The organism is Streptomyces sp. NPDC031265 (assembly GCF_055570295.1).
Genome location: NZ_JBVIHM010000021.1, coordinates 130,397 through 156,026, shown reverse-complemented (window position 1 = coordinate 156,026; position 25,630 = coordinate 130,397). Strand labels below are relative to the sequence as shown.

The following is a 25,630-nucleotide window of genomic DNA, read 5'->3' as shown; positions in this document are numbered from 1 at the left end:
AAACTACCGGCGCTAGTTTGGGTCCCCGGACCCAGACGCAGGACCCAGGCTCAGGAGGAGCGCGATGAACGCCCACGACGGGATGTACATAGGCGGCCGGTGGACGCCCGCCGCGGGCGGCGACACGATCGCCGTGGTGAACCCGGCGGACGAGCAGGTCATCGCCCACGTCCCGGCGGGCACCGCCGAGGACGTCGACGCGGCGGTGCGCGCGGCCCGCGCGGCGCTGCCGGGCTGGGCCGCGACCCCGCCCGCCGGGCGCGCCGCCCTGATCGCCGCCCTGCGGGACCGGCTCGCCGCCCGCAAGGACGAGATCGCCGCGACCGTCACCGCCGAGCTCGGCGCGCCCGAGCAGTTCGCCCAGCAGGTGCACGTCGGCCTGCCGATCGCGGTCGCCGGTTCGTACGCCGAACTCGCCGCCTCGTACGGCTTCGAGGAGCGGATAGGGAACTCCACGGTCTTCCACGAGTCGGTCGGCGTGGTCGGCGCGATCACGCCGTGGAACTACCCGCTGCACCAGATCGTCGCCAAGGTGGCCCCCGCCCTCGCGGCGGGCTGCACGGTCGTGCTCAAGCCCGCCGAGGACACCCCGCTCACCGCACGGCTCTTCGCCGAGGCGGTACACGAAGCCGGGCTGCCCGCAGGGGTGTTCAACCTGGTCACCGGGCTCGGCCCGGTCGCGGGCCAGGCGCTCGCCGGGCACGGGGGAGTCGACCTCGTCTCCTTCACCGGCTCGACGGCCGTGGGCCGGCAGATCGGCGCCACGGCGGGTGCGGCCGTCAAGCGCGTCGCCCTGGAGCTGGGCGGCAAGTCCGCCAACGTCATCCTGCCCTCCGCCGACCTGGCCAAGGCGGTCGCCGTCGGCATCGCCAACGTGATGAGCAACGCGGGTCAGACATGCAGCGCCTGGACCCGGATGCTGGTCCACACCGACCGGTACGAGGAGGCGGTCGAGCTCGCCAGGGCCGCCGTCGCCAAGTACCCGGCGGGCGACCGCGTCGGCCCGCTGGTCAGCGCCAAGCAGCGGGAGCGGGTGCGCGGTTACATCGCGAAGGGCGTCGAGGAGGGCGCCCGCCTCGTCGCGGGCGGCGCCGAGGCCCCGCTGGAGCAGGGGTACTACGTGGCACCGACCGTCTTCGCCGACGTCGCACCCGGTATGACCATCGCCCAGGAGGAGATCTTCGGCCCGGTCGTCTCGCTCATCCGGTACGAGGACGAGGACGACGCGCTGCGGATCGCCAACGGCACGGTGTACGGGCTCGCGGGCGCGGTCTGGGCCGGGGACGAGGCCGAGGCGGTCGCCTTCGCCCGGCGGATGGACACCGGGCAAGTCGACATCAACGGCGGCCGGTTCAATCCGCTGGCCCCGTTCGGCGGGTACAAGCAGTCGGGCGTCGGCCGCGAGCTCGGCCCGCACGGCCTGACCGAGTACCTCCAGACCAAGTCCCTCCAGTTCTGACGTCTCAGCACTTCGGAACTTCCGTACTTCTGAATCCGGGAGCAGCATCGTGGTCCGCGCCGCAGTCCTTCCCTCCGTCGGCTCCCCGCTGGAGGTCACCGAGATAGAACTCCCCGAGCCCGGCCCCGGCCAGGTGCGGGTCCGCCTCGCCGCCGCCGGGGTCTGCCACTCCGACCTGTCGCTCACCAACGGCACCATGCGTGTGCCGGTCCCCGCCGTCCTCGGCCACGAGGGCGCGGGCACGGTCGTCTCCGTCGGCGAGGGGGTCACCTCGGTGGCGCCCGGCGACGGCGTGGTCCTCAACTGGGCGCCCTCGTGCGGCAGTTGCCACCCCTGCTCGCTCGGCGAGGTCTGGCTCTGCGTGAACGCGCTGACGGGCGCGGGCGCGGTGTACGCGCGCACCTCCGCCGGGACCGAGCTCCACCCCGGTCTCAACGTCGCCGCGTTCGCCGAGGAGACGGTGGTGGCCGAGAACTGTCTGCTGCCGCTGCCCGAGGGCATCCCGCTCACCGAGGCCGCCCTGCTCGGCTGCGCGGTCCTCACCGGATACGGCGCGATCCACCACTCGGCCAAGGTGCGCGAGGGCGAGACGGTCGCGGTGTTCGGCGTCGGCGGCGTGGGCCTGGCCACGATCCAGTCGGCCCGGATCGCGGGCGCCGCCGAGATCGTGGCGGTCGACGTCTCCCCGGCCAAGGAGGAGCTGGCGCGGCGGGCGGGCGCCACCGACTTCGTCCTCGCCTCGGAGACGACCGCGAAGGACGTCCGCAAGCTGACCGGCGGCCACGGCGTGGACGTGGCCGTGGAGTGCGTCGGCCGCGCGGTGACCATCCGTACCGCCTGGGAGTCCACCCGGCGCGGCGGGCGCACCACGGTCGTCGGCATCGGCGGCAAGGACCAGCAGGTCTCCTTCAACGCCCTGGAGATCTTCCACTGGGGCCGTACGCTCTCGGGCTGCGTCTACGGCAACAGCGACCCGGCGCGCGACCTGCCGGTCCTCGCCGGCCACGTCCGGGCCGGGCGTCTCGACCTGGGCGCGATGGTGTCGGAGCGGATCGGGCTCGACGGGATCCCGGCCGCGTTCGACAACATGCTCGCGGGCAAGGGCGGCCGGGCGCTGGTGGTGTTCTAGGAACAGGACCTAGCGGCAATGCCACTGACTTAACAGCACCCGCAAGCTGTTGACCTGCGGCGATGATGGGGCCGGAAAGCTCTGCAAGGCCGCAAAGTCAGTGGTATTGGACCTAGCGGGCGTCCGCCACGGCGGGCACGGCGGCGCCCCCGCTCTCCGGCTCCGTACGCTCGGTGCGGCGCCGGGGGCGGGAGCGCGAGACCGCCACGCCCGCGAGGCAGAGGGCGCCGCCGACCAGGGTGAGCCACGCCGGGACCTCGTCGAGGACCAGCCAGGACATCAGCACCACCAGCGCGGGCACCACATAGGTGGTCGCGCCGAGGCGGCCCGCCGTCGTACGGGCCAGGGCGTACGCCCAGGTCGTGAAGGCGAGCGCGGTCGGGAAGACCCCCAGATAGACCATGTTCAGCGTCGCCGTGAGCGGCGCGTCGGCGGCGTCCGACACCAGCTGCCCGCTGAACGGGAGACAGACCACGGCCCCCACCAGACAGCCGAAGAAGGTCACTTGGAGCGCGCTGGCGTGGGCGAGCGCGGGCTTCTGCGCCACGACACCGGCCGCGTACGTCACCGCCGCGAGCATGCACAGCACCACCCCGAGCACATTGGCGCCGCCGTCGCCGGACATCGACAGGCCGACGGCCACCGCGCCCGCGAACGAGACGCCCATGCCCGCCACCAGCCGGGGCGGCAGCCGCTCCCCGAGGAACCGGGCGCCGAGCAGCGCGATGAGGATCGGGCCGATGTTGACGACCATGGCGGCCGTCCCCGCGTCGACCTGCTGCTCGCCCCAGTTGAGCACCACCATGTAGAGGCCGAACCACAGCAGCCCGGAGACGGCTATGCCCCGCCAGGCGGCGCGCGGCGGGAGGCCCTCGCGCCGGGCGACGAGGAGCACGCCGAGCACGGCGGTGCCCGCGAGCAGTCGGCCCAGGGCGAGCGCCCCCGGGGAGTAGGCGTCACCGGCGCTGCGGATCGACACGAAGGCCGAGGCCCACAGCACCACGGAGACCCCGGCGGCGGCGAGGGCGAGCCGTTCCGAACGGCGCCCGGTGTGCGAGGAGTTCGTCATATGCCGACGGTACGGCCACAACTGTTCGGCGCTCACCGAATTATTCGGCGCCGCCCTCCGCCGCCCCGGACGCCGCTCACCGCAGGCTCGCCTTCTCGATCCCGAGCAGCTCGGACAGGGCCCCCTCGCCCGCAGGCGTCACCTTGACCGCCCGCTCGGAGCCGATCCGTACGCACCACCCGGTGTCCAGCGCGTGCGCGCACAGCACGGCTCCGGCCACCCCGGCCAGATGGGGGCGGCGCTCGGTCCAGTCCAGGCACGAGCGCACCAGCGGGCGCTTGCCCTTGTGGTCGAGGGCGAGCCCCAACTCCCCGTACCAGCCCACCCCTTCGCGCGTCAGCGCGAACCCGGCGTCCTGGGTGAGCAGCCCCCGTACGGTCATCGCGTCCGTGACGGCCATGCCGAGGCGGCCGGCGAGATGGTCGTAGCAGGTGCGTCCGCGGGCCATCGCGCTGCCCGCGGACGCGGCCCGGAGGCTGTCCGGCCGGGCGGGCGCCGTACGGGCCGCCAGCTCCTCGACGAGGTGGGCGACCCCGGCGTCGGCCAGGCGTACGTACCGGTGCCGCCCCTGCCGCTCCTCGGAGAGCAGTCCGCCCGCCACCAGTTTGCCCAGGTGCTCACTGGCCGTGGAGGGGGCGACCCTCGCGTACCGCGCCAGCTCCCCGGCCGTCCAGGCCCGCCCGTCGAGCAGCGCCAGACAGAAGGCCGCCCGGGTCTCGTCGGCGAGCAGCGCGGCGAACGCGGCCAGTCCGGATCCCCTTGTGGTTGTCATGCCTCCAGGATGCCGCCGTCACCCTTCGGCGGGGGCCGAACCGTGGGCGGCGGACCGGCGGGGCAGCGCGTCGTACTGCGTCTGGAGTCCGTCCAGGAGCGCCCGCAGCCCCGTCCCGAACGCGCCCTCGTCGATCTCCTCCTGCCGCTCGGCCAGCAGATGCGCCTGGCCGAGGTGGGGGTAGTCGGCCGGGTCGTACGCCGTCTCGTCGTCCACGAAGCCGCGGGCGAAGGAGCCCAGGGCCGAGCCCATGACGAAGTACCGCATCAGCGCGCCGATGCGGGTGGCCTGCGCGGGCGGCCAGCCCGCCGCGACCATCGCGCCGAACACCGCGTCCGCGAGCCGCAGGCCCGCCGGGCGGCGGCCGGGGCCCTGGGCGAGCACCGGGACGATGTTGGGGTGGCGGGTGAGGACCGCTCGGTAGGCGACGGCCCAGTCGTGCAGCGCGGTGCGCCAGCCGCGGGCGTCGCCCGTTTCGAACATCGACAGGTCGACCTGCGCGGAGGTCGCGTCCGCCACCGCCTCCAGGATCTCGTCCTTGGTGCGGAAGTGGTTGTAGAGGGAGGGCCCGCTGACGCCCAGCTCGGCGGCGAGGCGGCGGGTCGAGACGGCCGCGAGCCCCTCGGCGTCCACGAGCGCGCTCGCCGCAGCGACGATGCGGTCGTGGCTGAGGAGGGGCTTGCGCGGTCGGGCCATGCGGCACATAGTAGGCCTGCGCCGGAAAACTAGCAGTGGTAATTAAATGGCGACCGGGCCGGCCGCCCGACCGGACTACCTGGGGCGCGAGCGACATGAACCTGGAGCTGTCGGCATGAACCTGGAGCTGAGCGAGGAGCAGGCCGCGGTACGGCGGCTCGCCGAGGACTTCACCGCCCGCGAGGTCACTCCGTACGCCGTCGCCTGGGACCGCGCCGAGAACGTCGACCGGTCGATCGTGAAGAAGCTGGGCGCGCTCGGGTTCCTCGGGCTCACCATCCCCGAGGAGTACGGCGGCTCCGGCGGCGACCACCTCGCGTACTGCCTGGTGACCGAGGAGCTGGGGCGCGGCGACTCGTCGGTGCGCGGCATCGTCTCCGTCTCGCTCGGCCTCGTCGCCAAGACGGTCGCGCACTGGGGCAGCGAGGAGCAGAAGCGGGCCTGGCTGCCCCGGCTGACCTCCGGCGAGGCGCTCGGCTGCTTCGGTCTGACCGAGCCCGGCACCGGCTCCGACGCCGGGAACCTCGCCACCCGGGCGGTCCGCGACGGCGGCGACTACGTCATCAACGGCTCCAAGATGTTCATCACCAACGGCACCTGGGCCGATGTGGTGCTGCTCTTCGCCCGCACCAACGACACCCCCGGACACCGCGGCGTCTCCGCCTTCCTGGTGCCGGCCGACACCCCCGGTCTCACCCGCCGCCCCATCCACGGCAAGCTCGGCCTGCGCGGCCAGGCGACCGCCGAGGTGGTCCTCCAGGACGTGCGCGTCCCCGCCGACGCGCTGCTCGGGCCGGAGGGCAAGGGCTTCTCGATCGCCATGTCCGCGCTGGCCAAGGGGCGGATGTCGGTGGCGGCGGGCTGCGTCGGCATCGCGCGGGCGGCCCTGGACGCGGCGGTCGCGTACGCCGGGCAGCGCGAGCAGTTCGGCCGGACCATCGCGCACTACCAGCTGGTCCAGGAGCTGATCAGCGACATCTCCGTGGACGTGGACGCGGCCCGGCTGCTGACCTGGCGGGTCGCCGATCTCATCGACCGGGGCGAGGAGTTCGCCACCGCTGCCTCCAAGGCGAAGCTGTTCGCCTCCGAGGCCGCCGTGCGCGCGGCCAACAACGCCCTTCAGGTGTACGGCGGTTACGGCTACATCGACGAGTACCCGGTCGGCAAGCTGCTCCGCGACGCGCGCGTGATGACGCTCTACGAGGGCACCAGCCAGATCCAGAAGCTGATCATCGGCCGGGCGGAGACCGGGGTCTCGGCGTTCTGAGTACGACCTGAGTACGCGAGCGGATGTGGCCCCGGCCACACCCGTCGCATCCTGGGCGCATGAGTGAGACACCGGTCAAGCAGCAGAACACGGCCGCGTACTACGGGCAGGCCGTCGCGTCCTTCGCCGTCGCCATCGGGGCCACGGCCATCGGCATCACCCGGCTCCAGGCCGACGCCTGGGTGCGCGCCTTCCTCGGGATAGCCGTCCTCTACCTCGTCACCTCCGCCTTCACGCTCGCCAAGGTGGTCCGCGACCGCCAGGAGGCGGGGCAGATCGTCAGCCGGGTCGACCAGGCCCGCCTGGAGAAGCTGCTCGCCGAGCACGACCCGTTCCAGAAGCTGTAGGGCGCGACCCTAAGCGCTTGCTCACCTTCGGGGTATGGTGTTCGTCCGAAGAAAGGGGCAGGCGATGGATGCGGCTGAGCAGACGGTGGGCGGCGAGGACAAGCCGTGGGGCGAGGTCACGCCCGAGGCCGCCCGGAGGCTGCTCGTCGCCGCCGTGGAGGCCTTCGCGGAGCGCGGCTACCACGCCACGACGACCCGCGACATCGCGGGCCGCGCCGGAATGAGCCCGGCCGCGCTCTACATCCACTACAAGACCAAGGAAGAGCTGCTCCACCGGATCAGCCGGATCGGCCACGACAAGGCCCTGGAGATCCTGGAGACGGCGGCGGACGCCCCGGGCACCGCCGCGGACCGGCTCGACGGCGCCGTGCGCTCCTTCGTGCGGTGGCACGCCGGGCACCACATGACCGCCCGAGTGGTCCAGTACGAGCTCGACGCGCTCGGCGCCGAGCACCGCACCGAGATCGTGGGCCTGCGCCGCCGCAGCGACGCCGCCGTGCGGCGCATCCTCAACGAGGGCGTGGCGACGGGCGAGTTCGACGTCCCGGACGTCCCCGGCACCACGCTCGCGGTCCTGTCGCTCTGCATCGACGTGGCCCGCTGGTTCAACACCCAGGGCCGCCGCACCCCGGACGAGGTCGGGGCGCTCTATGCGGACCTGGTGCTGCGGATGGTGGGGGCGCAGCCGAAGTAGCGGCCCGAGGGTCCGCTCAGAAGAAGTACCGGGACACGGACTCCGCCACGCACACCGGCTTCTCGCCGCCCTCGCGCTCCACCGTGACCTTCGCGGTCACCTGTACCCCGCCGCCCGCCTCCACCACGTCCGTCAGGACGGCGGTGGCGCGCAGGCGCGAGCCGACCGGGACCGGGGCGGGGAAGCGGACCTTCTCCGTGCCGTAGTTGATGCCCATCTTCATGCCCTCGACGCGCAGCACCTGCGGTACCAGGGCCGGGAGGAGGGAGAGCGTCAGATAGCCGTGCGCGATCGTCGTGCCGAACGGGCCGGCCGCGGCGCGGGCCGGGTCGACGTGGATCCACTGGTGGTCCCCGGTGGCGTCGGCGAACAGGTCGATGCGGTGCTGGTCGATCTCCAGCCAGTCGCTGTACCCGAGCGGCTCGCCCACTCCGGCCTTCAGCTCGTCGGCGGAGGTGAAGATCCTCGGCTCTGCCATGCCCGGTTCCTGCCTCTCTCGCATGTTTCAGCTGCCTTTGCGCTCCACTGTCCAAGCGCTTGCTCAGCATGCTGGGGGCGGTGCCCGCTGTCAACGGTGATCGCACCCGCGCAGTAGGGTTCGAGGAGTGCCGCAGATTCCAGAGAAGGTCCATGAGCTCACGGTCGGTCAGCTGTCCGCCCGCAGCGGGGCCGCCGTGTCCGCCCTGCACTTCTACGAGTCCAAGGGTCTGATCAGCAGCCGCCGTACCTCGGGCAACCAGCGCCGCTACAGCCGCGACGTGCTGCGCCGGGTCGCCTTCGTGCGGGCCGCACAGCGTGTGGGCATCCCGCTCGCCACGATCCGGGAAGCCCTCTCCGAACTCCCCGAGGAGCGCACCCCGACCCGCGAGGACTGGGCGCGGCTCTCCGAGGCCTGGCGCTCCGAACTCGACGAGCGCATCAAGCAGTTGAACCGGCTGCGCAACCATCTGACGGACTGCATCGGCTGCGGGTGTCTGTCGCTGGAGACCTGTGTCCTGTCCAACCCGGACGACATCTCCGGCGACCGCCTCACCGGGTCGCGGCTGCTGCCCGAGCGCAAGAGCAGGCAGACCCCGGTCAACGCCCCGTCGTGCGAGACCTGTTAGCGGTCGTACGGCCAGTGGTGCCCTGACATCGCGGGGGCGGCCCCCTGCGGCCCGCGGCCGCCTCCGCCCCCGCGTGCCCTATGCCACTGATGCCAGCGCTCCGCGCCGTACCGACTTGGCGCGCACCAGCGCCTCGGCGGTCAGCACGGGCTGCGGCACCAGGATTCCGCAGCCCGTGCAGACCGGGCCGCACCACGGATCGTGGGCCAGGTCCCGCTGCCACACCAGCGCCTGCCCGTCGCACACCGGGCAGCCCGCGCCCGGCACCGTCCGCAGGGCCGCGATGATCCGGCCGAGCACCTCGGCCAGCGGCTGCGCCGGATGCACCGACGGATCGTCGCACCAGGCGACCCCGAACCCGCCCCAGGTGCGCCGGTGCCAGTCGTCGAAGGAGCCGGGGTTGCGCAGGCCGGCGTGCTTCTCACGCTTCCTGCGGGCCGCGAACTCCGCTTCGTATCCGAGCCAGACGGCCCGCGCCGCCTCCAGCTCGTCGAGCGCGGCCACCAGCCGCGCAGGATCGGGCGCCCGGTCCTCAGGCCCGATGCCGTGCCGCGCACACAGATGGTCCCAGGTCGCCCGGTGTCCATAAGGGGCGAACCGTTCAAGGCACTTGCGCAGCGAATACCGGCGCAGTGCGAGATCGTTCCCTGGGTCGCGCACCTGTCTCGCAAGGCTGCGGAAACCAGCCATGGCCCTGCCACCTCCGTCGCTCGTACTTCGGCGAATGCTCGGCGTCGAGGAATGGACGTACGGCTACCCGATCCGGCTCCATCGAAAATCCGATGGGCCCCATCAGACAGCGCTGACCGGAATCCGTCGCACGCCCCCCGCGTGCTCCGGGCGCCCCGCCTCCGTCGCCCTGTGGGGATTCCGGGAAGGTCACGCACGTTCGGGAAAGGTGACGTGTGTTCATCTTCCCTCCGGCGGTACCCCTCAGTAACCTCCGCCGCATCGGTCCTCACAAGGAGCACGCATGCGACGACCCACCGCACGGCTCAGAACCGCCACCGCCGCCACCGTGATCGCCCTCTCGGCCGCCCTGCTCGTCCCCCTCAGCCAGGCCGGCGCGGCCGAACCCCCCAACAGCGACTACTGCCTCGGGCGGTGCGGTGACATCCTGCCGCCCGGCGAGAACGGCAACGCCACCCTCGTCGAGATCCTCGGCAACAAGGCCTTCGGCACCCATCCCGCGCACAGCGACGACCAGCTCGGCAAGTACGACGCACTTGTCGCCGGCCAGTCCTCGCTCACCGACGACAAGCTCAACTCCTTCTTCAACGATGCCTCGTTCGGGGTTCCCAGCGGCCAGGTGGCCTCCACCAGCTCCCCGCGCCCCGACGTCACCATCACCCGCGACAAGGCCACCGGCGTCCCGCACATCAAGGGCACCACCCGTTACGGAACCGAGTTCGGCGCCGGGTTCGCGGCCGGCCAGGACCGGCTCTGGCTGATGGACCTGTTCCGGCACATCGGGCGCGGCGAACTCACCTCGTTCGCGGGCGGCGCGCTCGCCAACCAGGGCCTGGAGCAGGAGTTCTGGCCGCAGGCCCCGTACACCGAGGCCGACCTCCAGACCCAGGTCGACCGGATCCGCACCGCCAACGGCCCGCGCGGCGAGCAGGCGATGACCGACGCGCAGGCGTACGTGGACGGCATCAACGCCTACGCCAAGCAGTCCAAGGACGGCCGGTACTTCCCCGGCGAGTACGTCCTCACCGGCAAGATCGACGCCATCACCAACGTGGGGGAGATCCAGCCGTTCAAGGTCACCGACCTGATCGCGCTCGCCTCCGTCGTCGGCGGGCTCTTCGGCGGGGGCGGTGGCGGCGAGGTGCAGGCCGCGCTCTCGCTGCAGGCGGCCCAGGCCAAGTACGGCGTCGCCGAGGGCACCAAGGTCTGGGAGTCGTTCCGTGAGCGCAACGACCCCGAGGCCGCCCTCACCGTCCACGACGGCACCAGCTTCCCGTACGCCACCAAGCCCGCGAACGCGCAGGGCACCGCGATGCCCGACCCCGGCACGGTCGTGCCCGAACAGCTCGTCTACGACCGCACCGGCTCGGCCGTCACCAAGGCCAGGGCCGAGGTGCGGGTGCCCGAGCAACTCAAGCCGCTCAAGGGCATCTTCAACAACGGCGCGCTGCCCGGCTTCGACATCGGCAAGCCGCGCGGGATGTCCAACGCGCTGCTCGTCTCCGGCAGCCGCACCGCGAGCGGCAACCCGGTCGCCGTCTTCGGGCCGCAGACCGGCTACTTCGCGCCACAGCTGCTGATGCTCCAGGAGATCCAGGGCCCGGGCATCAGCGCCCGGGGCGCCTCCTTCGCAGGCGTCGGCATGTACGTCCAGCTCGGCCGGGGCCAGGACTACGCCTGGTCGGCCACCTCCGCCGGACAGGACATCACCGACACCTACTCCGTCGAGCTCTGCCAGGACGCGGCCCACTACCTCTACCGGGGCGTGTGCACCCCGATGGAGAAGCTGGAGAAGACCAACGCCTGGAAGCCGACCACCGCCGACAACACGGCCGCCGGCTCCTACCGGATGCAGGTGTGGCGCACCAACTACGGCATCGTCACCGCCCGCGCCACGGTCGGCGGCAAGCAGGTCGCGTACACCGCACTGCGCTCGACCTACCGCCACGAGGCCGACTCGATCATCGGCTTCCAGATGTTCAACGACCCCACCTACGTCAAGGACGCGGCCACCTTCCAGCAGGCCGCTCAGCACGTCGACTACGCCTTCAACTGGTTCTACGCGGACTCCCGCACCGCCGCCTACTACAACAGCGGCAAGAACCCGGTCCGCAACCCCGCCGTCGACCCGTCGCTGCCGATCGCGGCCGACCGGGCCTACGAGTGGCAGGGCTTCGACCCCGCGTACAACACCGCCGACTACACCCCGCCCGCCCAGCACCCGCAGTCCGTCGGGCAGGACTACTACATCTCCTGGAACAACAAGCAGGCCAAGGACTACACGGCCGCCGGGTTCGGCAACGGCTCGGTGCACCGGGGCAACCTGCTCGACGACCGGGTCAAGGCGCTGGTCGCGCAGGGCGGGGTGACCCGCGCCGCGCTCACCCGGGCGATGGCGCAGGCCGCCGTCACCGATCTGCGCGGCGAGGACGTGCTGCCCGAGCTCCTGAAGGTCATCCGCAGCGCCCCCGTCACCGATCCGCAACTGGCCACGGCGGTCCAGCAGTTGGAGTCGTGGAAGGCCGACGGGACCCAGCGCCGCGAGACCGCGCAGGGCTCGCACACCTACACCCATCCCGAGGCCGTGCGGCTGATGGACGCCTGGTGGCCGCTGATGATCGAGGCCGAGTTCCGGCCGGGCCTCGGGGACGGGCTCTACTCGGCGCTGACGTCGAGCCTCTCCACCGACGAGGCGCCGTCGGCCGGGCACGGCCCGACCGGGGCGCACGCCGGATCCGCCTTCCAGTACGGCTGGTGGAGCTACGCGGACAAGGATCTGCGTACGGTGCTGGGGGAGCCGGTGGCGGGGCCGCTGGGACGGGCGTACTGCGGCGGGGGGCAGCTGTCCGCCTGCCGTGACGTTCTGCTCAACACGCTTGGGCAGGCTGCCGCGAAGACGCCGGCGCAGGTCTATCCCGGCGACGCCGGTTGCGCGGCGGGCAACCAGTGGTGCGCCGACTCGATCGTGCAACGCCCGTTGGGCGGGATCAGCCAGAACGCCATCAACTGGCAGAACCGGCCTACCTATCAGCAGGTGGTCGAGTTCGTGTCGCACCGGTAGCCCGGCTGGAAGCGCGTCTTTCGGCCGCGGACCGAATGTGGCTGGTCGCGCAGTTCCCCGCGCCTCTCACGGGGCGCACATGGTCGCGGGTTGGTCAGGCGTAGCCGATCCGGCCCGCGGCCAGTACCACCCTCGCCAGTTCCGGATGGCAGATGTCGCTGTGGGCGCCCGCCGGTGGGCCGCCCGCGCGGACCACCGACTCCGCGTTCACGCTCACGCACCCGGAGTCGGGGACGCCGTCCCGCAGCACCTCCGCCAGGGTGAGTTCGGTGCACGGCGCCACCGACTGGATGCCGTCGTGGCCGATCGCCCACCAGCGGCGGTCGAGCTCCAGCATCCCCCGGTAGTCCCCGGCGAGCTTGGACGCCAGCGGGTAGATCACCCCGAGGGCGGTGTCGAAGCGCGAGTAGCAGGAGACCACCGGGCCGTCGACGCGCCGCTGGAGCGCCGCGAGCGCGCCCGCCCCGGCGAGCCCCGACGGCAGCCGCTCGGCGAACGCGTAGTGCGAGAAGGCCCCTTCGAGCAGGGTCACCGACTTGATGTTGCGCGCCCCCTCCGGCAGCCCCTTCAGTGCGAACGCGACCAGCCGCCCGCCCTGGCTGTGCCCGACCAGATGGACCCGCAACGTGGGTCTGGTCCGGGCGAGCTCACCGAGCAGCGGCCCGAGCCCGAGCTGGCCGACCTTGCCCGACCGGCGCTTCATCTCGTAGTACGTGGTCTGCCGCAGCACCTCCTTGGCGCCGTCCCACAGGTGCTTGAGCGAGTTGCCGAGCGAGAACGAGGGGCCGGGCGGGCCCGGTTCGACCCGCATCCCGGTGTCGGACAGGGCGAGCGTGAACTCCCGGCACAGCCCGAGCGTGTCGTCCGTGAGGAGCGTCGCGCCGCCCGCGCCGTGGTTCACGGTGTCGGCGGCGAAGGCGGACGAATCCGCTTCATCCGCCACCAACTGCCGGGTGAGGAGACCGAATTGACGGAATGCCTCCTCCGAGTCCGGCTGTTCGTCGAGCAGCCGGGCCAGCGCGTCGACGGTCGCCTCGTGCCCGGGGAACACCCGCTTGAGCGCGTCCACGGTCGCCGCGTCCAGTCCCGCGCCCGGCTCCACGCCCAGGGCGGCGTGCGGGAAGTTCGGGATGTGCTCGTCGGCGAAGCGGATGGAGGGCCAGACGATGCCCGCGTACCCGAGGCGCACGCGCGCCCCGGCCGGGCCGGACTGGGCCAGCAGGCCGGGGAAGGGGGCGAAGAAGTGGCGGTACAGGGCCGTCGCGATCGACGGGGTGTTGTTCCAGCCGTGCGAGAACATCACCAGATCGGTGACGTTCAGATCCGCGAGGGCCGCGCGCTCGGCCGGAGCGGCGTCGCCGTCCGCGTCGAAGGTGATCTCCCGATATGGCTCGACTCCGATGTCGGGCATGGCGTGGCCCTCCGGTCCGTTCGCTGACGATGGGGCGAGGCTGAGGCCTCACATCGTCCCGCCGGACCGGAGGGCTGACCATACGCAGGACATCGCAGAAAGGATGAGATCGGGGGAGGTCAGAGCCGGTGCGCCGCCGTCACCCGGTGCAGGTGCACCAGTACGTCGAACGAGGGCCCGAGCCGCACCTGGTCGGCGTCCTGGGGCCAGGAGTTGCCGATGGACCGAGTCGGCCGGAAAGTGCCCAGCCAGTCCTTCGCCGGCTTCGCCACCTTGCGCAGATCGAGGTAGTAGTCGCGCGGCGAGACGCGTTCGAGGACCTCCTCGTTGCTGCCCGGCTCGGGCGGCCCGACGGTGAACTCGCGGATCGGCTCGGCCGGGTCGTTGAGGTCGAGGGCGTTGAACGAGCCCTGTCCGAAGGTGAATCCGATGTTCATGTACGCGGCGCCGACCGCATCCCGGAGGAAGGCGCCCTGCAGCTCCGGGTACTCGGCGCTGAGCGTCGGGGCGTACCCGACATGGCCGTTGTGCGCGGAGAGCAGCATCTTGTGCCCGGTCCGGCGCTGCCACCACACGGTGTTCTCGGCCATGATCCGGTCCCGGTAGAGCCGGGACTCCTTGAGCTGGTCCGCGTCGAAGAAGTCGAATGCCCACATGGCACCGGTCTGCGCGATGGTGCGCGCGTACTGGAGGATCCAGGCGTGCTCGGCCCGGTCGGGGCCGGGCCGCTGGGCCGCGAGCAGCTCGTAGGCCCGGCGCACCTCGTCGGCCTGCCGCCTGCGCTCGGCGAGCGGGCGCTTGAGCGTGCTGTTCATGGTGTCGCCGACGCCCGCGGTGGGCCGGGACGCCTTGTAGAGCGCCGTGACGCGGGGCAGCAGCGCGGGGTAGCGCTTCGCGGTGTACGCGGTCACCTTGGTGAAGAGCTCCGGGCCCGCGTATCCCATGTCGTCGCCCATGAACTGGACCTTGCGGCTGTGGTGCAGGTTGTAGCCGCGCATCCAGCGGATCAGGTCCAGGTACTCCCGGGTCTCCCACATCGCGTACGAGCTCTGGAACTCCTCGCGCACGATCCGCTCGGGGTCGCCCTCGCCGCGCAGCACGTAGTCGTTGACGCGCATCCCCGAGGACCAGGCCGTCTCCAGGGCGAAGGTGGTGAAGCCCTTCTTCTCGACGAGGTACTGGAACACGCGCCGCTTGGTCGCGAAGAACTCGTGCGAGTTGTGCGTCGCCTCGCCGAGGCCCACGATGTCCGCCGAGCCGACCATGCGGCCGAGCGGGCGCAGATCGTCGAGTGGGTGCGCCGATCGCGCCAACTGCCGTTCCGAGGTGGGGGGTTCGGTGGCCCGGGCCGCCGGGGCGCCCGCCGTGAACACGCCTAGCGTCAGACCGAGCAGCAGGAGTAAGGCCTGGCGCAGACGGTGGTGTGTGTCGTGGAACAGATGCATGGCCCCAGCCTGTCGGCCGGGCGGGGGCCGGGCCCATCCCGCCAGCCACCGTCCGCCCCCGGGGGTTTTCCCCCGGCCCTCACCGGTAGAGCAGATACCGCGCCCGTGTCGCGCGGAACGCCGTGAGCCCGCTCTGCCAGGCGCCCACCACCTCGTCGGTGCCCGCGCCCGCGTCGATCAGGGTGCGCACCGCCGCCGACCCGGTGAGCTTGTCGATCCAGTGGTCCGGCCGCCACGCGAAGCCGCTCCACGCCTTCTTCGCCGTCACCAGGAGCGCGACACCGGTGCGCACCGGGTCGTACGACCCGCGGTCGTGGACGTGGAGCTGGACGCCGCCGACCGTCTTTCCCTGGAACTTGGAGAAGGTGGGCGTGAAGTACGCCTCGCGGAAGCGCACCCCCGGCAGCTCCAGGGCGTTCACGGCGGCCGCCCAGCGTGCGTCGATCCCCTCGGCGCCGAGCAGCTCGAACGGGCGGGTGGTGCCGCGCCCCTCCGAGAGGTTCGTGCCCTCGAACATGCAGGTGCCCGCGTAGACGAGAGCGGTGTCGGGGGTCGGCATGTTGGGGCTCGGCGGGACCCAGGGCAGCCCCGTGGAGTCGTGGAAGCCGTCGCGCCGCCAGCCCGTCATCCGTACGGTCTCCACCCGTACGCGCCCGCCCAGGAACTCGGCGTCGAAGAGCCCGGCCAGCTCGCCCACCGTCATTCCGTGCGCCTGCGCGATCGGCTCGCGCCCGACGAAGGTCGCGAACGCCTTGTCGAGCACGGGCCCGCTCGCCGCCCGGCCGGTCACCGGGTTCGGCCGGTCCAGGACGACGAACCGCTTCCCGGCTGGGGCGGCCGCTTCCATGCAGTCGTAGAGCGTCCAGATGTACGTGTAGAAGCGCGCCCCCACGTCCTGGATGTCGAAGACGACCGTGTCCACGCCCGACGCGGTGAACACGGCGGCGAGCTTCTCTCCGCTCACGCCGTACGTGTCGTACACCGGAAGGCCGGTCGCCGGGTCGTCGTAGCGCCCCTCGGAGCCGCCCGCCTGCGCGGTGCCCCGGAAGCCGTGCTCGGGCCCGAACACCGCGACCAGGTTCACGCGCGGGTCGGCGTGCATGACGTCCACGATGTGCCGGACGTCCGCCGTGACCCCGGTCGGGTTGGTGACCACGCCGACCTTGCGGCCCTCCAGGGTCCGGTAGCCGTCGGCGGCCAGCCGGTCGAAGCCGGTCCGCACGGGCTTGGGGAGGTGGTGGGCGGAGGAGGAGGCGGCCGGGGCGGGGGAGGGTGCCGCGCCCGCCACCGCCGCGCTCGCCGCCGCTGTCCCCGTCCCCGCCAGCAGGCCCCGTCTGGACAGGCTCATCGGCGTACCTCCAAGGCCGCTCGCGGTGTCATGGCCACGCACGCCAGGGCCTGCCCGGCGGATCTTGTCGACACGCGGGGTCCTGGCATGCCCTCCCCCAAGGCCTTGAGGGCCAGCGGCGTTGTCGTCGGTTGCCGACTCCCCCAAGCTCTCGGCTTCGCTCGAACAGGGAGGCCCCCCATCGCGTCGACGCCCCCCTCCGCCTCGCAGTTGGACGCACCAGAGCCCCGCTCACCGGAACCGAGAGGGCGTCCGGGGCCGAAGCCGACCAGATCCGCCGGACAGACCCTAGCGCGCGGGTGCGCGAGGGGGAACGAGCCGCACGGGGCGGTTCGCGACGGCCCCTTCCGTCCGTACATACCGACTGGTTAGTCTGCACATCAGTCGGCATGTGGAGAGGCGGATTCTCGATGGGTTCGGTTCAGGGCGTCCAGGGCGCGGCAGTGGTGGTCACCGGGGCGGGCGGCGGTATCGGCGCCGCGCTCGCGCGCAGATTCGCGGCGGAGGGTGCCCGGGTAGTCGTCAACGACCTCGACGAGGCCAAGGCCCGCAGGACCGCCGAGGAGATCGGCGCGATCGCCGTCCCCGGGGACGCCTCGGGCGTCGTACCGCTCGCCCGCGAGGCGCTCGGCGGGACCATCGACGTCTACTGCGCCAACGCGGGTCTGGGCTCCGGAGGTTCCGAAGCCGCGCCCGAGGACGTCTGGGCGGCCGCCTGGGACGTCAACGTGATGGCCCACGTCCGCGCCGCCCGCGAGCTGCTGCCCGAGTGGCTGGAGCGCGGCGGCGGCCGGTTCGTGTCGACGGTGTCGGCGGCCGGGCTGCTCACCATGATCGGCGCGGCTCCGTACAGCGTCACCAAGCACGGCGCCCTCGCCTTCGCGGAGTGGCTCTCGCTCACCTACCGCCACCGGGGCGTCCAGGTGCACGCGATCTGCCCGCAGGGCGTGCGCACCGACATGCTGGCCGCCACCGGGTCGGCCGGGGACCTGGTGCTCGCGCCGACCGCGATAGAGCCCGCGGCCGTGGCCGACGCGCTCTTCGAGGCGATGGCCGAGGAGCGCTTCCTGGTGCTGCCGCACCCGGAGGTCGCCGGCTACTACGGCGCGCGGGCCGGCGATCCGGACCGCTGGCTCACCTCCATGAACCACCTCCAGCAGAAGTGGGAGGCGGACGGCGCATGACCTCCCTCTACGCGGCCAAGCCCTGGCTCGGGCAGCTCACCGAGGCCCAGCGGGCGCCGGTCAGCCCGCCCGCGAGCGTGGTGCACGCCTTCCGCGCGGCCGTCCTGCACGCCCCCGACCGCACCGCGCTCGCCTACTTCGACGGCCGGCTCAGCTACCGCGAGACCGACGCGCTCTCCGACTCGGTGGCCGGCCATCTCGCCGCCCGGGGCCTCCAGCCCGGAGACCGGGTCGCGATCATGCTCCAGAACACCCCGCACTTCGTGATCGCGCTGCTCGGCGCCTGGAAGGCGGGCGCGACCGTCGTCCCGCTCAACCCGATGTACAAGTCGGCCGAGGTCGGGCACGTCCTGGGCGACTCCGAGGCCGCCGCGCTGATCTGCTCCGACCGGGCCTGGGAGGCGTATCTGCGGGACACCGCGGCCGCCTCGACCGTCCGGATCGCGCTCACCGCCTGCGAGCTCGACCTGCAGAGCCGCGACGACGCGCGCGTGCTCGCCTTCGAGCGGCTGCCCCGCCCCGCCGACACCGACGACCTGCTGGCCGTCGCCCGGCAGGGCCTGCCCGCGCCGGGCGGGCGCGAACCCGCCCCCGACGCCACGGCGTTGATCAGCTACACCTCGGGGACCAGCGGCACCCCCAAGGGGGCCATGAACACCCACCGGGGCATCACCTACAACGCCGAGCGCCAGCGCACCGGCCACCCGATAGCCGAGGGCGCGGGCTACTTCGCGCTGGCCCCGCTCTTCCACATCACCGGCATGGTCTGCGAGCTCGCCGCGTGCGTCGCCAACGCGGGCACGCTGATCCTCGCCTACCGCTTCCACCCCGGCGTGGTCCTCGACGCCTTCGCCGAGCACCGGCCCGCGTACACCGTGGGCCCGTCCACCGCCTTCATGGCGCTTGCGGCCGCGCCCGGTGTCACCCGCGAGCACTTCGACTCCTTCCGGGTGATCTCCTCGGGCGGCGCGCCGGTGCCGCCCGCGCTGGTGGAGAAGTTCCGGGCGGCGTTCGGCCCGTATCTGCGCAACGGCTACGGGCTGACCGAGTGCACCGCCCCCTGCGCCTCGGTGCCGCCGGAGCGGGAGGCCCCGGTCGACCCGGTCTCGGGCACCCTCTCGGTCGGTCTGCCCGGCCCCGAGACGGTCGTACGGATCGTCGACGAGGAGGGCGAGGAGGTGGACTTCGGCGAGCAGGGCGAGATCGTGGTGCGCGGCCCGCAGGTCGTACCCGGCTACTGGCGCCGCCCCGAGGCCACCGCCGAGACCTTCCCGGACGGCGAACTGCGTACCGGCGACATCGGGTTCATGGACCGGGACGGCTGGCTCTACGTCGTCGACCGCAGGAAGGACATGATCAACGCGTCCGGCTTCAAGGTGTGGCCGCGCGAGGTCGAGGACGTGCTCTACGGTCACCCGGCGGTGCGCGAGGCGGCCGTCGTCGGCGTCCCCGACCCGTACCGGGGTGAGAACGTCAAGGCGTACGTGAGCCTGCGCCCCGGCGCCGAGGCCACGCCCGGCGAGCTCTCCGCGTACTGCGAGGAGCGGCTGGCCGCGTACAAATATCCCCGGCAGGTCGAGGTACTCGCGGAGCTTCCCAAGACGGCGAGTGGGAAGATCCTCAGGCGGGAACTGCGTTCCCGCCACTAGAACGGCGTAAAAACGCGGGTAAGACGCGGGACCACGAGAGAGGCGGCGACGGCATGGCCAGGACGACGGACGGGAGCGGCACCCCCGTCCCCCAGAGGCTGCTGGCCGCCGCCACCCGCCTCTTCGCCGAGAACGGGTACGACAGGACCTCGGTCCAGGAGATCGTCGAGGCGGCGGGCGTCACCAAGGGAGCGCTCTACCACTACTTCGGCTCCAAGGAGGACCTGCTCCAGGAGGTGTACGCGCGCGTGCTGCGCCTCCAGCAGGAGCGGCTCGACGCGTTCGCGGACGCGGACGCGCCGGTCGAGCGGCGGCTGCGAGACGCGGCCGCCGACGTGGTGGTCACCACCATCGACAACCTCGACGACGCGTCCATCTTCTTCCGCTCGATGCACCACCTCAGCCCCGAGAAGAACAAGCAGGTACGGGTCGAGCGGCGCCGCTACCACGAGCGGTTCCGGGCCCTGATCGAAGAGGGCCAGTCGGCCGGGGTCTTCTCCACGGCCACCCCGGCGGACCTGGTGGTGGACTACCACTTCGGGTCGGTCCACCACCTGTCCACCTGGTACCGGCCGGACGGCCCGCTCACCCCGCAGCAGGTCGCCGACCACCTAGCCGACCTGCTGCTGCGGGCGCTGCGCCCCTGAGGGGGGCTACAGGTACTTCTTCAGCTCCCGGCGGGCCAGCGAGCGCTGGTGGACCTCGTCGGGGCCGTCCGCGATGCGCAGGGTCCGCGCCGCCGCCCACAGCTCGGCCAGCGGGAAGTCCTGGCTGACGCCGCCCGCGCCGTGGACCTGGACGGCCTTGTCGAGGATGTCGAGGACCGTCCGGGGCGTGGCGATCTTGATGGCCTGGATCTCGGTGTGGGCGCCGCGGTTGCCCACGGTGTCCATCAGCCAGGCGGTCTTCAGAACGAGCAGCCGCAGCTGCTCCACCGCCACGCGCGCGTCCGCGATCCACTCCTGCACCACGCCCTGCTGGGCGATCGGCTTGCCGAAGGCGGTCCGGGCCACCGCCCGGCGGCACATCAGCTCGATGGCCCGCTCGGCCATGCCGATCAGCCGCATGCAGTGGTGGATCCGGCCGGGCCCGAGGCGGGCCTGGGCGATGGCGAAGCCGCCGCCCTCCTCGCCCACCAGGTTCTCCACGGGCACCCGCGCGCCGTGGAAGACGACCTCGGCGTGGCCGCCGTGCGAGTGGTCCTCGTACCCGTACACCTGCATGGCGCGGCGGACCTCGACGCCCGGGGTGTCGCGCGGCACCAGCACCATCGACTGCTGGCGGCGGACGTCCTCGTTGTCCGGGTCGGTCTTGCCCATCACGATGAAGATCTTGCAGTCGGGGTTCATCGCGCCAGAGATGTACCACTTGCGCCCTGTGATGACGTACTCGTCGTCCTCCTTGGCGATCCGCGTCTCGATGTTGGTGGCGTCCGAGGAGGCCACCTCCGGCTCGGTCATCGCGAAAGCGGAGCGGATCTCCCCGGCCAGCAGCGGCTCCAGCCACCGCTTCTTCTGCTCGTCCGAGCCGAACTGGGCGAGCACCTCCATGTTCCCGGTGTCCGGCGCCGCGCAGTTCAGGGCGGTGGGCGCCAGGTGCGGGGAGCGGCCGGTGATCTCGGCGAGCGGCGCGTACTGGAGGTTGGTGAGCCCGGCGCCGTGCTCGGCGTCCGGCAGGAAGAGGTTCCACAGCCCCTGGCTGCGCGCCTCGGCCTTCAGCTCCGCCACCACGGCGGGCGTGTCCCACGGCGACTTCAGGAGGAGGCGCTGCTCGTGCGCGGTGGTCTCGGCCGGGTAGACGTACTGCTCCATGAAGGTGAGCAGCCTGGCGCGCAGCTCTAGGGTCCGTGCGTCGAATGCGAAGTCCATGGCGGGAGTTCAGCCTTCCTGACGTGACTGGAGGGTGGTGAGGCCGTGGTCGATGAAGACGGGCACCAGGTCCCCGATGCGGTCGAAGCCCGCGCCGACGGTCTGGCCCAGGGTGTAGCGGTAGTGGATGCCCTCCAGGATCACGGCGAGCTTGAACCAGGCGAACGCCGTGTACCAGGAGATGGCCGACGTGTCCCGGCCCGAACCGGCGGCGTACCGCTCGATCAGCTCGGCGGGGGTGGGGTGCCCGGCGGCCCCGGCGGTGGTGGAGACCGGGGAGTTTTTCACCGTCAGCTCGGCGCTGTACATCACGAGCAGCCCGAGGTCGGTCAGCGGGTCGCCGAGGGTCGACATCTCCCAGTCGAGGACCGCCTTGATCTCGTCGTCGTCCCCGACCAGGACGTTGTCGAGCCGGTAGTCGCCGTGGATGACCGTGGGGGCGGGGGAGACGGGGAGCTCACGGCCGAGCGCCGCGTGCAGCTCGTCGATGCCGGCCAGCTCCCGGTTGCGGGAGGCGTCGAGCTGCTTGCCCCAGCGCCGCAACTGGCGGTCGAGGAAGCCCTCCGGGCGCCCGAAGTCCCCGAGACCGACCGCCTCGGGGTCCACCGCGTGCAGCTCGACCAGCGTGTCCACCAGGCCGAGGATCGCGGCCCGGGTGCGCTCCGGGCCCAGCGGAGCCAGCTGCTCCGCCGTGCGGTACGGGGTCCCGGCCACGTACTCCATCACGTAGAACGGCGCGCCGAGCACCGAGTCGTCCTCGCACAGGAGCAGCGGCTCCGGCACCGGGACCGACGTCGGGTGCAGGGCGCTGATCACCCGGTGCTCGCGCTTCATGTCGTGCGCGGTGGCCAGGACATGCCCCAGCGGCGGCCGCCGGACCACCCACTGGCCCGTGCCGTCGGTCACGATGTACGTGAGGTTGGACCGGCCGCCCTCGATCAGCCGGGCGCTGAGCGGCCCGGTCACGAGCCCCGGCCGCTCGCGGTCGAGATGGGCGCGCAGCCGCTCCGGATCGAGACCTGGCGGGACTGTGGTCATGGCGGGCTACCTCCGGGAACGGCGATCGTGTCACGGACACGCTACCGACCAGTCGGTATGTCGTCCAGATGCCGTCGCTCCCGGATCCGGCCCGCCGTGGGGGAGCAGGGCCTCAGTGGTCGTCCCAGTGGCCCTCGTGCTCGGCGTGGCGGTGACCGTCGTGGACGTAGTCCAGGTGGTCGCGGTGTTCCACGGACTGGTGGCCGCAGCCGACGCCGTGCTCGTGCGCGTGCCCGTCGTGGGCGACGTGGCCGGCCGGCTCGCACTCGTCCCAGTGGCCGGAGTGCTCGCGGTGCATGTGCCCGTCGTGGGCGTAGTCCGTGTGGTCGCCGTGCGGCACGGCCCGGTGCCCGCAGGTGGGGCCGTGCGCGTGCTCGTGGGTGGTGGGGTGTTCCTCGTGGCTCACGGTCATGGCGTTCACCCTCAAGATCGCTCACTTCTCAGGCTAGTGCGCAGGGCGCGGCCCCGCCTGCGAGGGCGCGGGGCCGTGCTGCCGTTCAGAGCAGCATCGCCACCGCGAACAGCGCCAGCGCCGCCACGCACGCCATCGCCGCGACCGCCTCGCGGGCCCGCAGCACCCCGGGGCGGGCCGAGCGGGTCAGGGACTGGATGCGGTGGTGGGCCACGGCAAGGAAACCCAGCCAGACCAGACCGCTCAGGGCCACGGCGACCAGGCCGACGGCCGTCCTGCCGCCGTGCAGGCCTTGCTTGGCCGCGAGGACCGCCGCCACCGTGCAGGACAGCGTCGTACGGCGCCAGGCGAGCCGGGTCCGCTCGGGCTGGAGGCCGGGGTCCCGGTCGGGCGCGCCCGTCACCCGGCCCAGCCGAAGACGACGACCACCACCATGGCGACGGCGACCACCGCCACCGCCACGCTCAGCAGGGTGGGGAAGCGCGACACGGGCAGGTCCTCGCCGCGCCGCATCGCCCGCTCGCACCGCACCCAGTGGTTCACGGCCCGCAGCGCGCACAGCACCCCGGCCGCCAACAGCGCCAGGGCGAGCCCGACCCGTACGCCCCAGCGCAGGTCCGGCAGGAACTGGTCGACCGCGAACCCGCCGCCGACCAGGGCGAGCGACGTCCGGATCCAGGCCAGGAACGTACGCTCGTTGGCGAGCGAGAACCGGTAGTCCGGCGTCTCGCCCTCCTCGGAGATGCGCTCGGGCGCGAACCACAGCCGCAGGGTCTGCGCGATGCTGATCACCTTTGCACACTACCCGCAGTGGATCATCCGGCCCGGTGCGCGCGCAGCCGCCGGTACGCGTCGAGCCCGTCCGGCACCCACTCCCAGGTGTCGAGCCGCCGCTCCACCTCGGCCTCGGGCAGGAAGTCGTGCCAGGCGACCTCCTCGGCCTGCGGGCGTACGGGAAGCGTGCAGCGCACTTCGTACACGGCCGACCACCATGTCTGCCGCCCGTCCGCCCCGCCTTCGTAGAGGAAGGTGAACAGCGGTACGGGCCGTGGCAGCCCGGAGACCCCGAGCTCCTCCTCGGCCTCCCGCAGGGCGGCGTCGTCGTAGCTCTCGCCCGCGCCGACGACACCGCCGACGAACATGTCGTACAGCGAGGGGAAGACCAGCTTGGTCGGGGTGCGCCGGTGGACGAAGATCCGGTCCTCGGCGTCCCGGACGAGGATGAAGGCGCAGCGGTGGCGCAGCCCCCGGGCGTACGCCTCGCCGCGCGGGGCCTGGCCGACGACGCGGTCGTGCTCGTCGACAATGTCGAGGATCTCGTCGGCGGGGGAGGACGGAGATGAGCTCATGAGGCTCATCCAACCACCGGGCTGTTCAGTGCGGCTGAAGGTCGCGGATCGGCTCCTTCGGCCCTGTGCCGGACGGCATCGCCGGATGGAGCCCGAGCAGGATGATGCCGGCCACGATGGCGGCGAGCCCGCACACCTCCCAGGCGAGCGCTGCCGCGTCGGTACGCAGCTGGTCACCCAGGAAGCCGACGCCGCAGGCGATCCCGGCGAGCGGCTGGGCGGCGGTGAGCGCGGGCAGCGACATCCGCAGCGGGGCGGTCTCGAAGGCGCTCTGCACCAGGATCAGGCCGGTCACGCCGAGCGCCAGCACGCCGTACGGCTGCCAGCCCGTCAGCATGTGGGCGAAGCCGCCGGCCCTGAACCGTTCGCCGCTGACCCGGGTGAGGGCGTCCTGGAGGCCGTAGAGGAGCCCCGCGGCGACGGCGAGGAGGGTGGGGCCGGCGCTGAGGCGGGACCGCTTGGCGTACACGGTGAGGACGAGCGCGATCCCGACGACGATCCCGACGATCAGCCAGTGCCGCAGGGGCCCGGAGACGTCGTTGCCGCCGCGCGGCTGGCCCGCCACCATGAAGGCGGTCACGCCGCCCGCCAGGAGGGTGAGCCCCGCCCAGCCCTGGCGGCCCAGGGACTGCTTGGTCTGCCAGCGGGACAGGGCCATGGCGAAGAAGAGGTTGGTGGCGAGGAGCGGCTCCACCTGGGAGACCTCGCCCTGGCCCAGCGCCAGCGCGCCGAGCACCATGCCGGCGATCATCAGCCCCATCCCGGCGAGCCAGCGGGGCACCCGTACCAGGTCCAGCAGCAGCCGCGGCGAGAGGAAGTCGCCCAGCGGGGCGCGCTGGGCGGCGTTCTGCTGGAGCACAAACCCGAAGCCCAGACAGCAGGCCGCGCCCACGGCGAGAGCGAGGACGAGAACCGACACGTGGGACACCTTCAAGTGCGGCCGGGGGTTGCGAACTTGCTCGACGATAGCGCCCCAGGCCCGCTGACGCCTCCCGAGTACCCGCTGGGCGTGGCCCAGACCCCTTTCGGCCCAGGGTTTTCCGCCAGGCCCCATCGCCGGGGGCTTCGCCTCGGACACCTTTTCTTTTCGGCCGAGGGGTTCGTTGCCGGTGCTTCGCCCTGGACCCCGTTTGTCTGCGGGTTCGGTGGGGGTTGATCGGGCGGTTCCCCGCGCCGCTGACCACCTAGGGGCGCGGGGAACTGCGCGCCCAGCCACAGACGGCCCGCAGACGAACGGGGTCCGGGGCGGAGCCCCGAAGCGGGGGCGGGGGCGCAGCCCCAGCGGGGGGTACCGGGGGCGCAGCCCCCGTAAGCGGGGTGCAGGGCCGCAGGCTCCGCAAGGGGCGCAAGGGGCGGAGCCCCTGCCTCCGGGGGGCGGGGCTCCGCCCCCGGGAGAGCCGCCTGAACCCCCCACCCACCCTCGGAGGGTTTAGGGAAGCCCCGAGGCTCGTAAGTAGGGGTTCTGAGCATAGGAGCTGGTCAGGACACAAGGAAGCCCCATCCAGCACTGTGGCCGAACGGGGCTGGTCCTTGTCTGATCTAGGTCTAACCGCAGAACGACCGTCACGGCAGTCTTAACGATCAGATCGCTCGGAACCATCGATGAGAGCCGACAACGCTGGCGCATGTCTGCCGT

At 72.3% G+C, this 25,630-nt stretch carries 25 protein-coding genes; 10 read left to right on the top strand and 15 right to left on the bottom strand.

From position 1 onward, the window contains the following. Positions 1–64 precede the first annotated feature (64 nt). Both ACZ499_RS28055 and ACZ499_RS28050 read left to right on the top strand, forming a co-directional pair. Complete coding sequence (locus ACZ499_RS28055; RefSeq protein WP_468679011.1) at positions 65–1,459, top strand: aldehyde dehydrogenase family protein; 1,395 nt, start codon at positions 65–67, stop codon at positions 1,457–1,459. A gap of 49 nt (positions 1,460–1,508) precedes the next feature. Beyond that, positions 1,509–2,588 carry a Zn-dependent alcohol dehydrogenase gene (locus ACZ499_RS28050; RefSeq protein ID WP_468679009.1) on the top strand — a complete coding sequence of 360 codons (1,080 nt, stop codon included), beginning with the start codon at positions 1,509–1,511 and terminating at the stop codon, positions 2,586–2,588. A 112-nt stretch (positions 2,589–2,700) separates the two neighbouring features. Here the strand turns inward: ACZ499_RS28050 and ACZ499_RS28045 are convergent, their stop codons facing one another. From ACZ499_RS28045 to ACZ499_RS28035, 3 genes are all read right to left on the bottom strand, one after another. Beyond that, entirely contained in the window at positions 2,701–3,657 is a 957-nt protein-coding gene (locus ACZ499_RS28045) for a DMT family transporter (RefSeq protein WP_468679007.1), read from the bottom strand. A 76-nt stretch (positions 3,658–3,733) separates the two neighbouring features. Continuing rightward, a complete protein-coding gene (locus ACZ499_RS28040; protein ID WP_468679005.1) occupies positions 3,734–4,429 on the bottom strand; it encodes an ArsR/SmtB family transcription factor in 696 nt (231 codons plus the stop codon). A gap of 18 nt (positions 4,430–4,447) precedes the next feature. Next, positions 4,448–5,125: a TetR/AcrR family transcriptional regulator gene (locus tag ACZ499_RS28035; protein WP_468679003.1), complete on the bottom strand. Its 678-nt coding sequence runs from the start codon at positions 5,123–5,125 to the stop codon at positions 4,448–4,450. A 115-nt stretch (positions 5,126–5,240) separates the two neighbouring features. Between ACZ499_RS28035 and ACZ499_RS28030 the strand changes: the two genes are divergently transcribed. The 3 genes from ACZ499_RS28030 (at position 5,241) to ACZ499_RS28020 (ending at position 7,433) form a co-directional block, all read left to right on the top strand. Further along, on the top strand, positions 5,241–6,392 hold the full coding sequence (locus ACZ499_RS28030; RefSeq protein ID WP_468411942.1) for an acyl-CoA dehydrogenase family protein: 1,152 nt from the start codon (positions 5,241–5,243) through the stop codon (positions 6,390–6,392). Between the two features lie 59 nt (positions 6,393–6,451). After that, entirely contained in the window at positions 6,452–6,739 is a 288-nt protein-coding gene (locus ACZ499_RS28025; protein WP_385535582.1) for a YiaA/YiaB family inner membrane protein, read from the top strand. A gap of 64 nt (positions 6,740–6,803) precedes the next feature. Continuing rightward, positions 6,804–7,433: a TetR/AcrR family transcriptional regulator gene (locus tag ACZ499_RS28020; RefSeq protein ID WP_385535580.1), complete on the top strand. Its 630-nt coding sequence runs from the start codon at positions 6,804–6,806 to the stop codon at positions 7,431–7,433. Positions 7,434–7,449: 16 nt separating this feature from the next. Here the strand turns inward: ACZ499_RS28020 and ACZ499_RS28015 are convergent, their stop codons facing one another. Next, complete coding sequence (locus tag ACZ499_RS28015; RefSeq protein ID WP_468678999.1) at positions 7,450–7,911, bottom strand: MaoC family dehydratase; 462 nt, start codon at positions 7,909–7,911, stop codon at positions 7,450–7,452. Positions 7,912–8,038: 127 nt separating this feature from the next. On the opposite strand from ACZ499_RS28015, the gene soxR reads away from it, so the two are divergent. Further along, complete coding sequence (soxR, locus tag ACZ499_RS28010) at positions 8,039–8,539, top strand: redox-sensitive transcriptional activator SoxR (protein ID WP_468678997.1); 501 nt, start codon at positions 8,039–8,041, stop codon at positions 8,537–8,539. 78 nt (positions 8,540–8,617) lie between these two features. Here soxR and ACZ499_RS28005 read toward each other — a convergent pair whose 3' ends face one another. Continuing rightward, positions 8,618–9,229, bottom strand: a complete 612-nt coding sequence (locus ACZ499_RS28005; protein WP_468411935.1) for a hypothetical protein — start codon at positions 9,227–9,229, stop codon at positions 8,618–8,620. Between the two features lie 283 nt (positions 9,230–9,512). Between ACZ499_RS28005 and ACZ499_RS28000 the strand changes: the two genes are divergently transcribed. Continuing rightward, positions 9,513–12,290, top strand: a complete 2,778-nt coding sequence (locus ACZ499_RS28000) for a penicillin acylase family protein (RefSeq protein WP_468678995.1) — start codon at positions 9,513–9,515, stop codon at positions 12,288–12,290. A gap of 94 nt (positions 12,291–12,384) precedes the next feature. On the opposite strand, the gene ACZ499_RS27995 is transcribed toward ACZ499_RS28000, so the two are convergent. The 3 genes from ACZ499_RS27995 to ACZ499_RS27985 form a co-directional block, all read right to left on the bottom strand. Continuing rightward, a complete protein-coding gene (locus ACZ499_RS27995; protein ID WP_468678994.1) occupies positions 12,385–13,701 on the bottom strand; it encodes a serine-threonine protein kinase in 1,317 nt (438 codons plus the stop codon). Between the two features lie 119 nt (positions 13,702–13,820). Next, entirely contained in the window at positions 13,821–15,146 is a 1,326-nt protein-coding gene (locus ACZ499_RS27990) for an erythromycin esterase family protein (protein ID WP_468678992.1), read from the bottom strand. A 79-nt stretch (positions 15,147–15,225) separates the two neighbouring features. After that, positions 15,226–16,494: an exo-beta-N-acetylmuramidase NamZ family protein gene (locus tag ACZ499_RS27985; protein ID WP_468678990.1), complete on the bottom strand. Its 1,269-nt coding sequence runs from the start codon at positions 16,492–16,494 to the stop codon at positions 15,226–15,228. A gap of 410 nt (positions 16,495–16,904) precedes the next feature. Here ACZ499_RS27985 and ACZ499_RS27980 point away from each other — a divergent pair, with 410 nt between their 5' ends. The 3 genes from ACZ499_RS27980 to ACZ499_RS27970 are packed head-to-tail and all read left to right on the top strand — an operon-like array spanning position 16,905 to position 19,974. Continuing rightward, entirely contained in the window at positions 16,905–17,678 is a 774-nt protein-coding gene (locus tag ACZ499_RS27980) for an SDR family oxidoreductase (RefSeq protein ID WP_468411924.1), read from the top strand. After that, positions 17,675–19,327, top strand: coding sequence for a class I adenylate-forming enzyme family protein (locus ACZ499_RS27975; protein ID WP_468678987.1), 1,653 nt, complete (start codon positions 17,675–17,677; stop codon positions 19,325–19,327). Before ACZ499_RS27980 ends, ACZ499_RS27975 begins: the two co-directional genes overlap by 4 nt. Positions 19,328–19,380: 53 nt before the next feature. Beyond that, positions 19,381–19,974 carry a TetR/AcrR family transcriptional regulator gene (locus ACZ499_RS27970; RefSeq protein WP_385535560.1) on the top strand — a complete coding sequence of 198 codons (594 nt, stop codon included), beginning with the start codon at positions 19,381–19,383 and terminating at the stop codon, positions 19,972–19,974. 6 nt (positions 19,975–19,980) lie between these two features. Here ACZ499_RS27970 and ACZ499_RS27965 read toward each other — a convergent pair whose 3' ends face one another. The 7 genes from ACZ499_RS27965 to ACZ499_RS27935 all read right to left on the bottom strand — a co-directional run bounded on the left by ACZ499_RS27965 (position 19,981) and on the right by ACZ499_RS27935 (position 24,913). Beyond that, a complete protein-coding gene (locus tag ACZ499_RS27965) occupies positions 19,981–21,195 on the bottom strand; it encodes an acyl-CoA dehydrogenase family protein (protein WP_468678984.1) in 1,215 nt (404 codons plus the stop codon). A 9-nt stretch (positions 21,196–21,204) separates the two neighbouring features. Then, a complete protein-coding gene (locus ACZ499_RS27960; RefSeq protein ID WP_468678982.1) occupies positions 21,205–22,233 on the bottom strand; it encodes a phosphotransferase family protein in 1,029 nt (342 codons plus the stop codon). Positions 22,234–22,345: 112 nt separating this feature from the next. Continuing rightward, complete coding sequence (locus ACZ499_RS27955; RefSeq protein WP_468678981.1) at positions 22,346–22,645, bottom strand: hypothetical protein; 300 nt, start codon at positions 22,643–22,645, stop codon at positions 22,346–22,348. Positions 22,646–22,730: 85 nt separating this feature from the next. Then, on the bottom strand, positions 22,731–23,048 hold the full coding sequence (locus ACZ499_RS27950) for a DUF202 domain-containing protein (protein ID WP_468678980.1): 318 nt from the start codon (positions 23,046–23,048) through the stop codon (positions 22,731–22,733). Next, positions 23,045–23,437 (bottom strand): YidH family protein, encoded by a 393-nt coding sequence (locus tag ACZ499_RS27945; RefSeq protein WP_371651622.1) that lies wholly within the window; start codon positions 23,435–23,437, stop codon positions 23,045–23,047. Before ACZ499_RS27945 ends, ACZ499_RS27950 begins: the two co-directional genes overlap by 4 nt. A gap of 23 nt (positions 23,438–23,460) precedes the next feature. Further along, positions 23,461–23,994 (bottom strand): NUDIX hydrolase, encoded by a 534-nt coding sequence (locus tag ACZ499_RS27940; RefSeq protein WP_468678977.1) that lies wholly within the window; start codon positions 23,992–23,994, stop codon positions 23,461–23,463. A 25-nt stretch (positions 23,995–24,019) separates the two neighbouring features. Beyond that, positions 24,020–24,913: a DMT family transporter gene (locus ACZ499_RS27935; protein WP_468678974.1), complete on the bottom strand. Its 894-nt coding sequence runs from the start codon at positions 24,911–24,913 to the stop codon at positions 24,020–24,022. Positions 24,914–25,630: the final 717 nt, after the last annotated feature.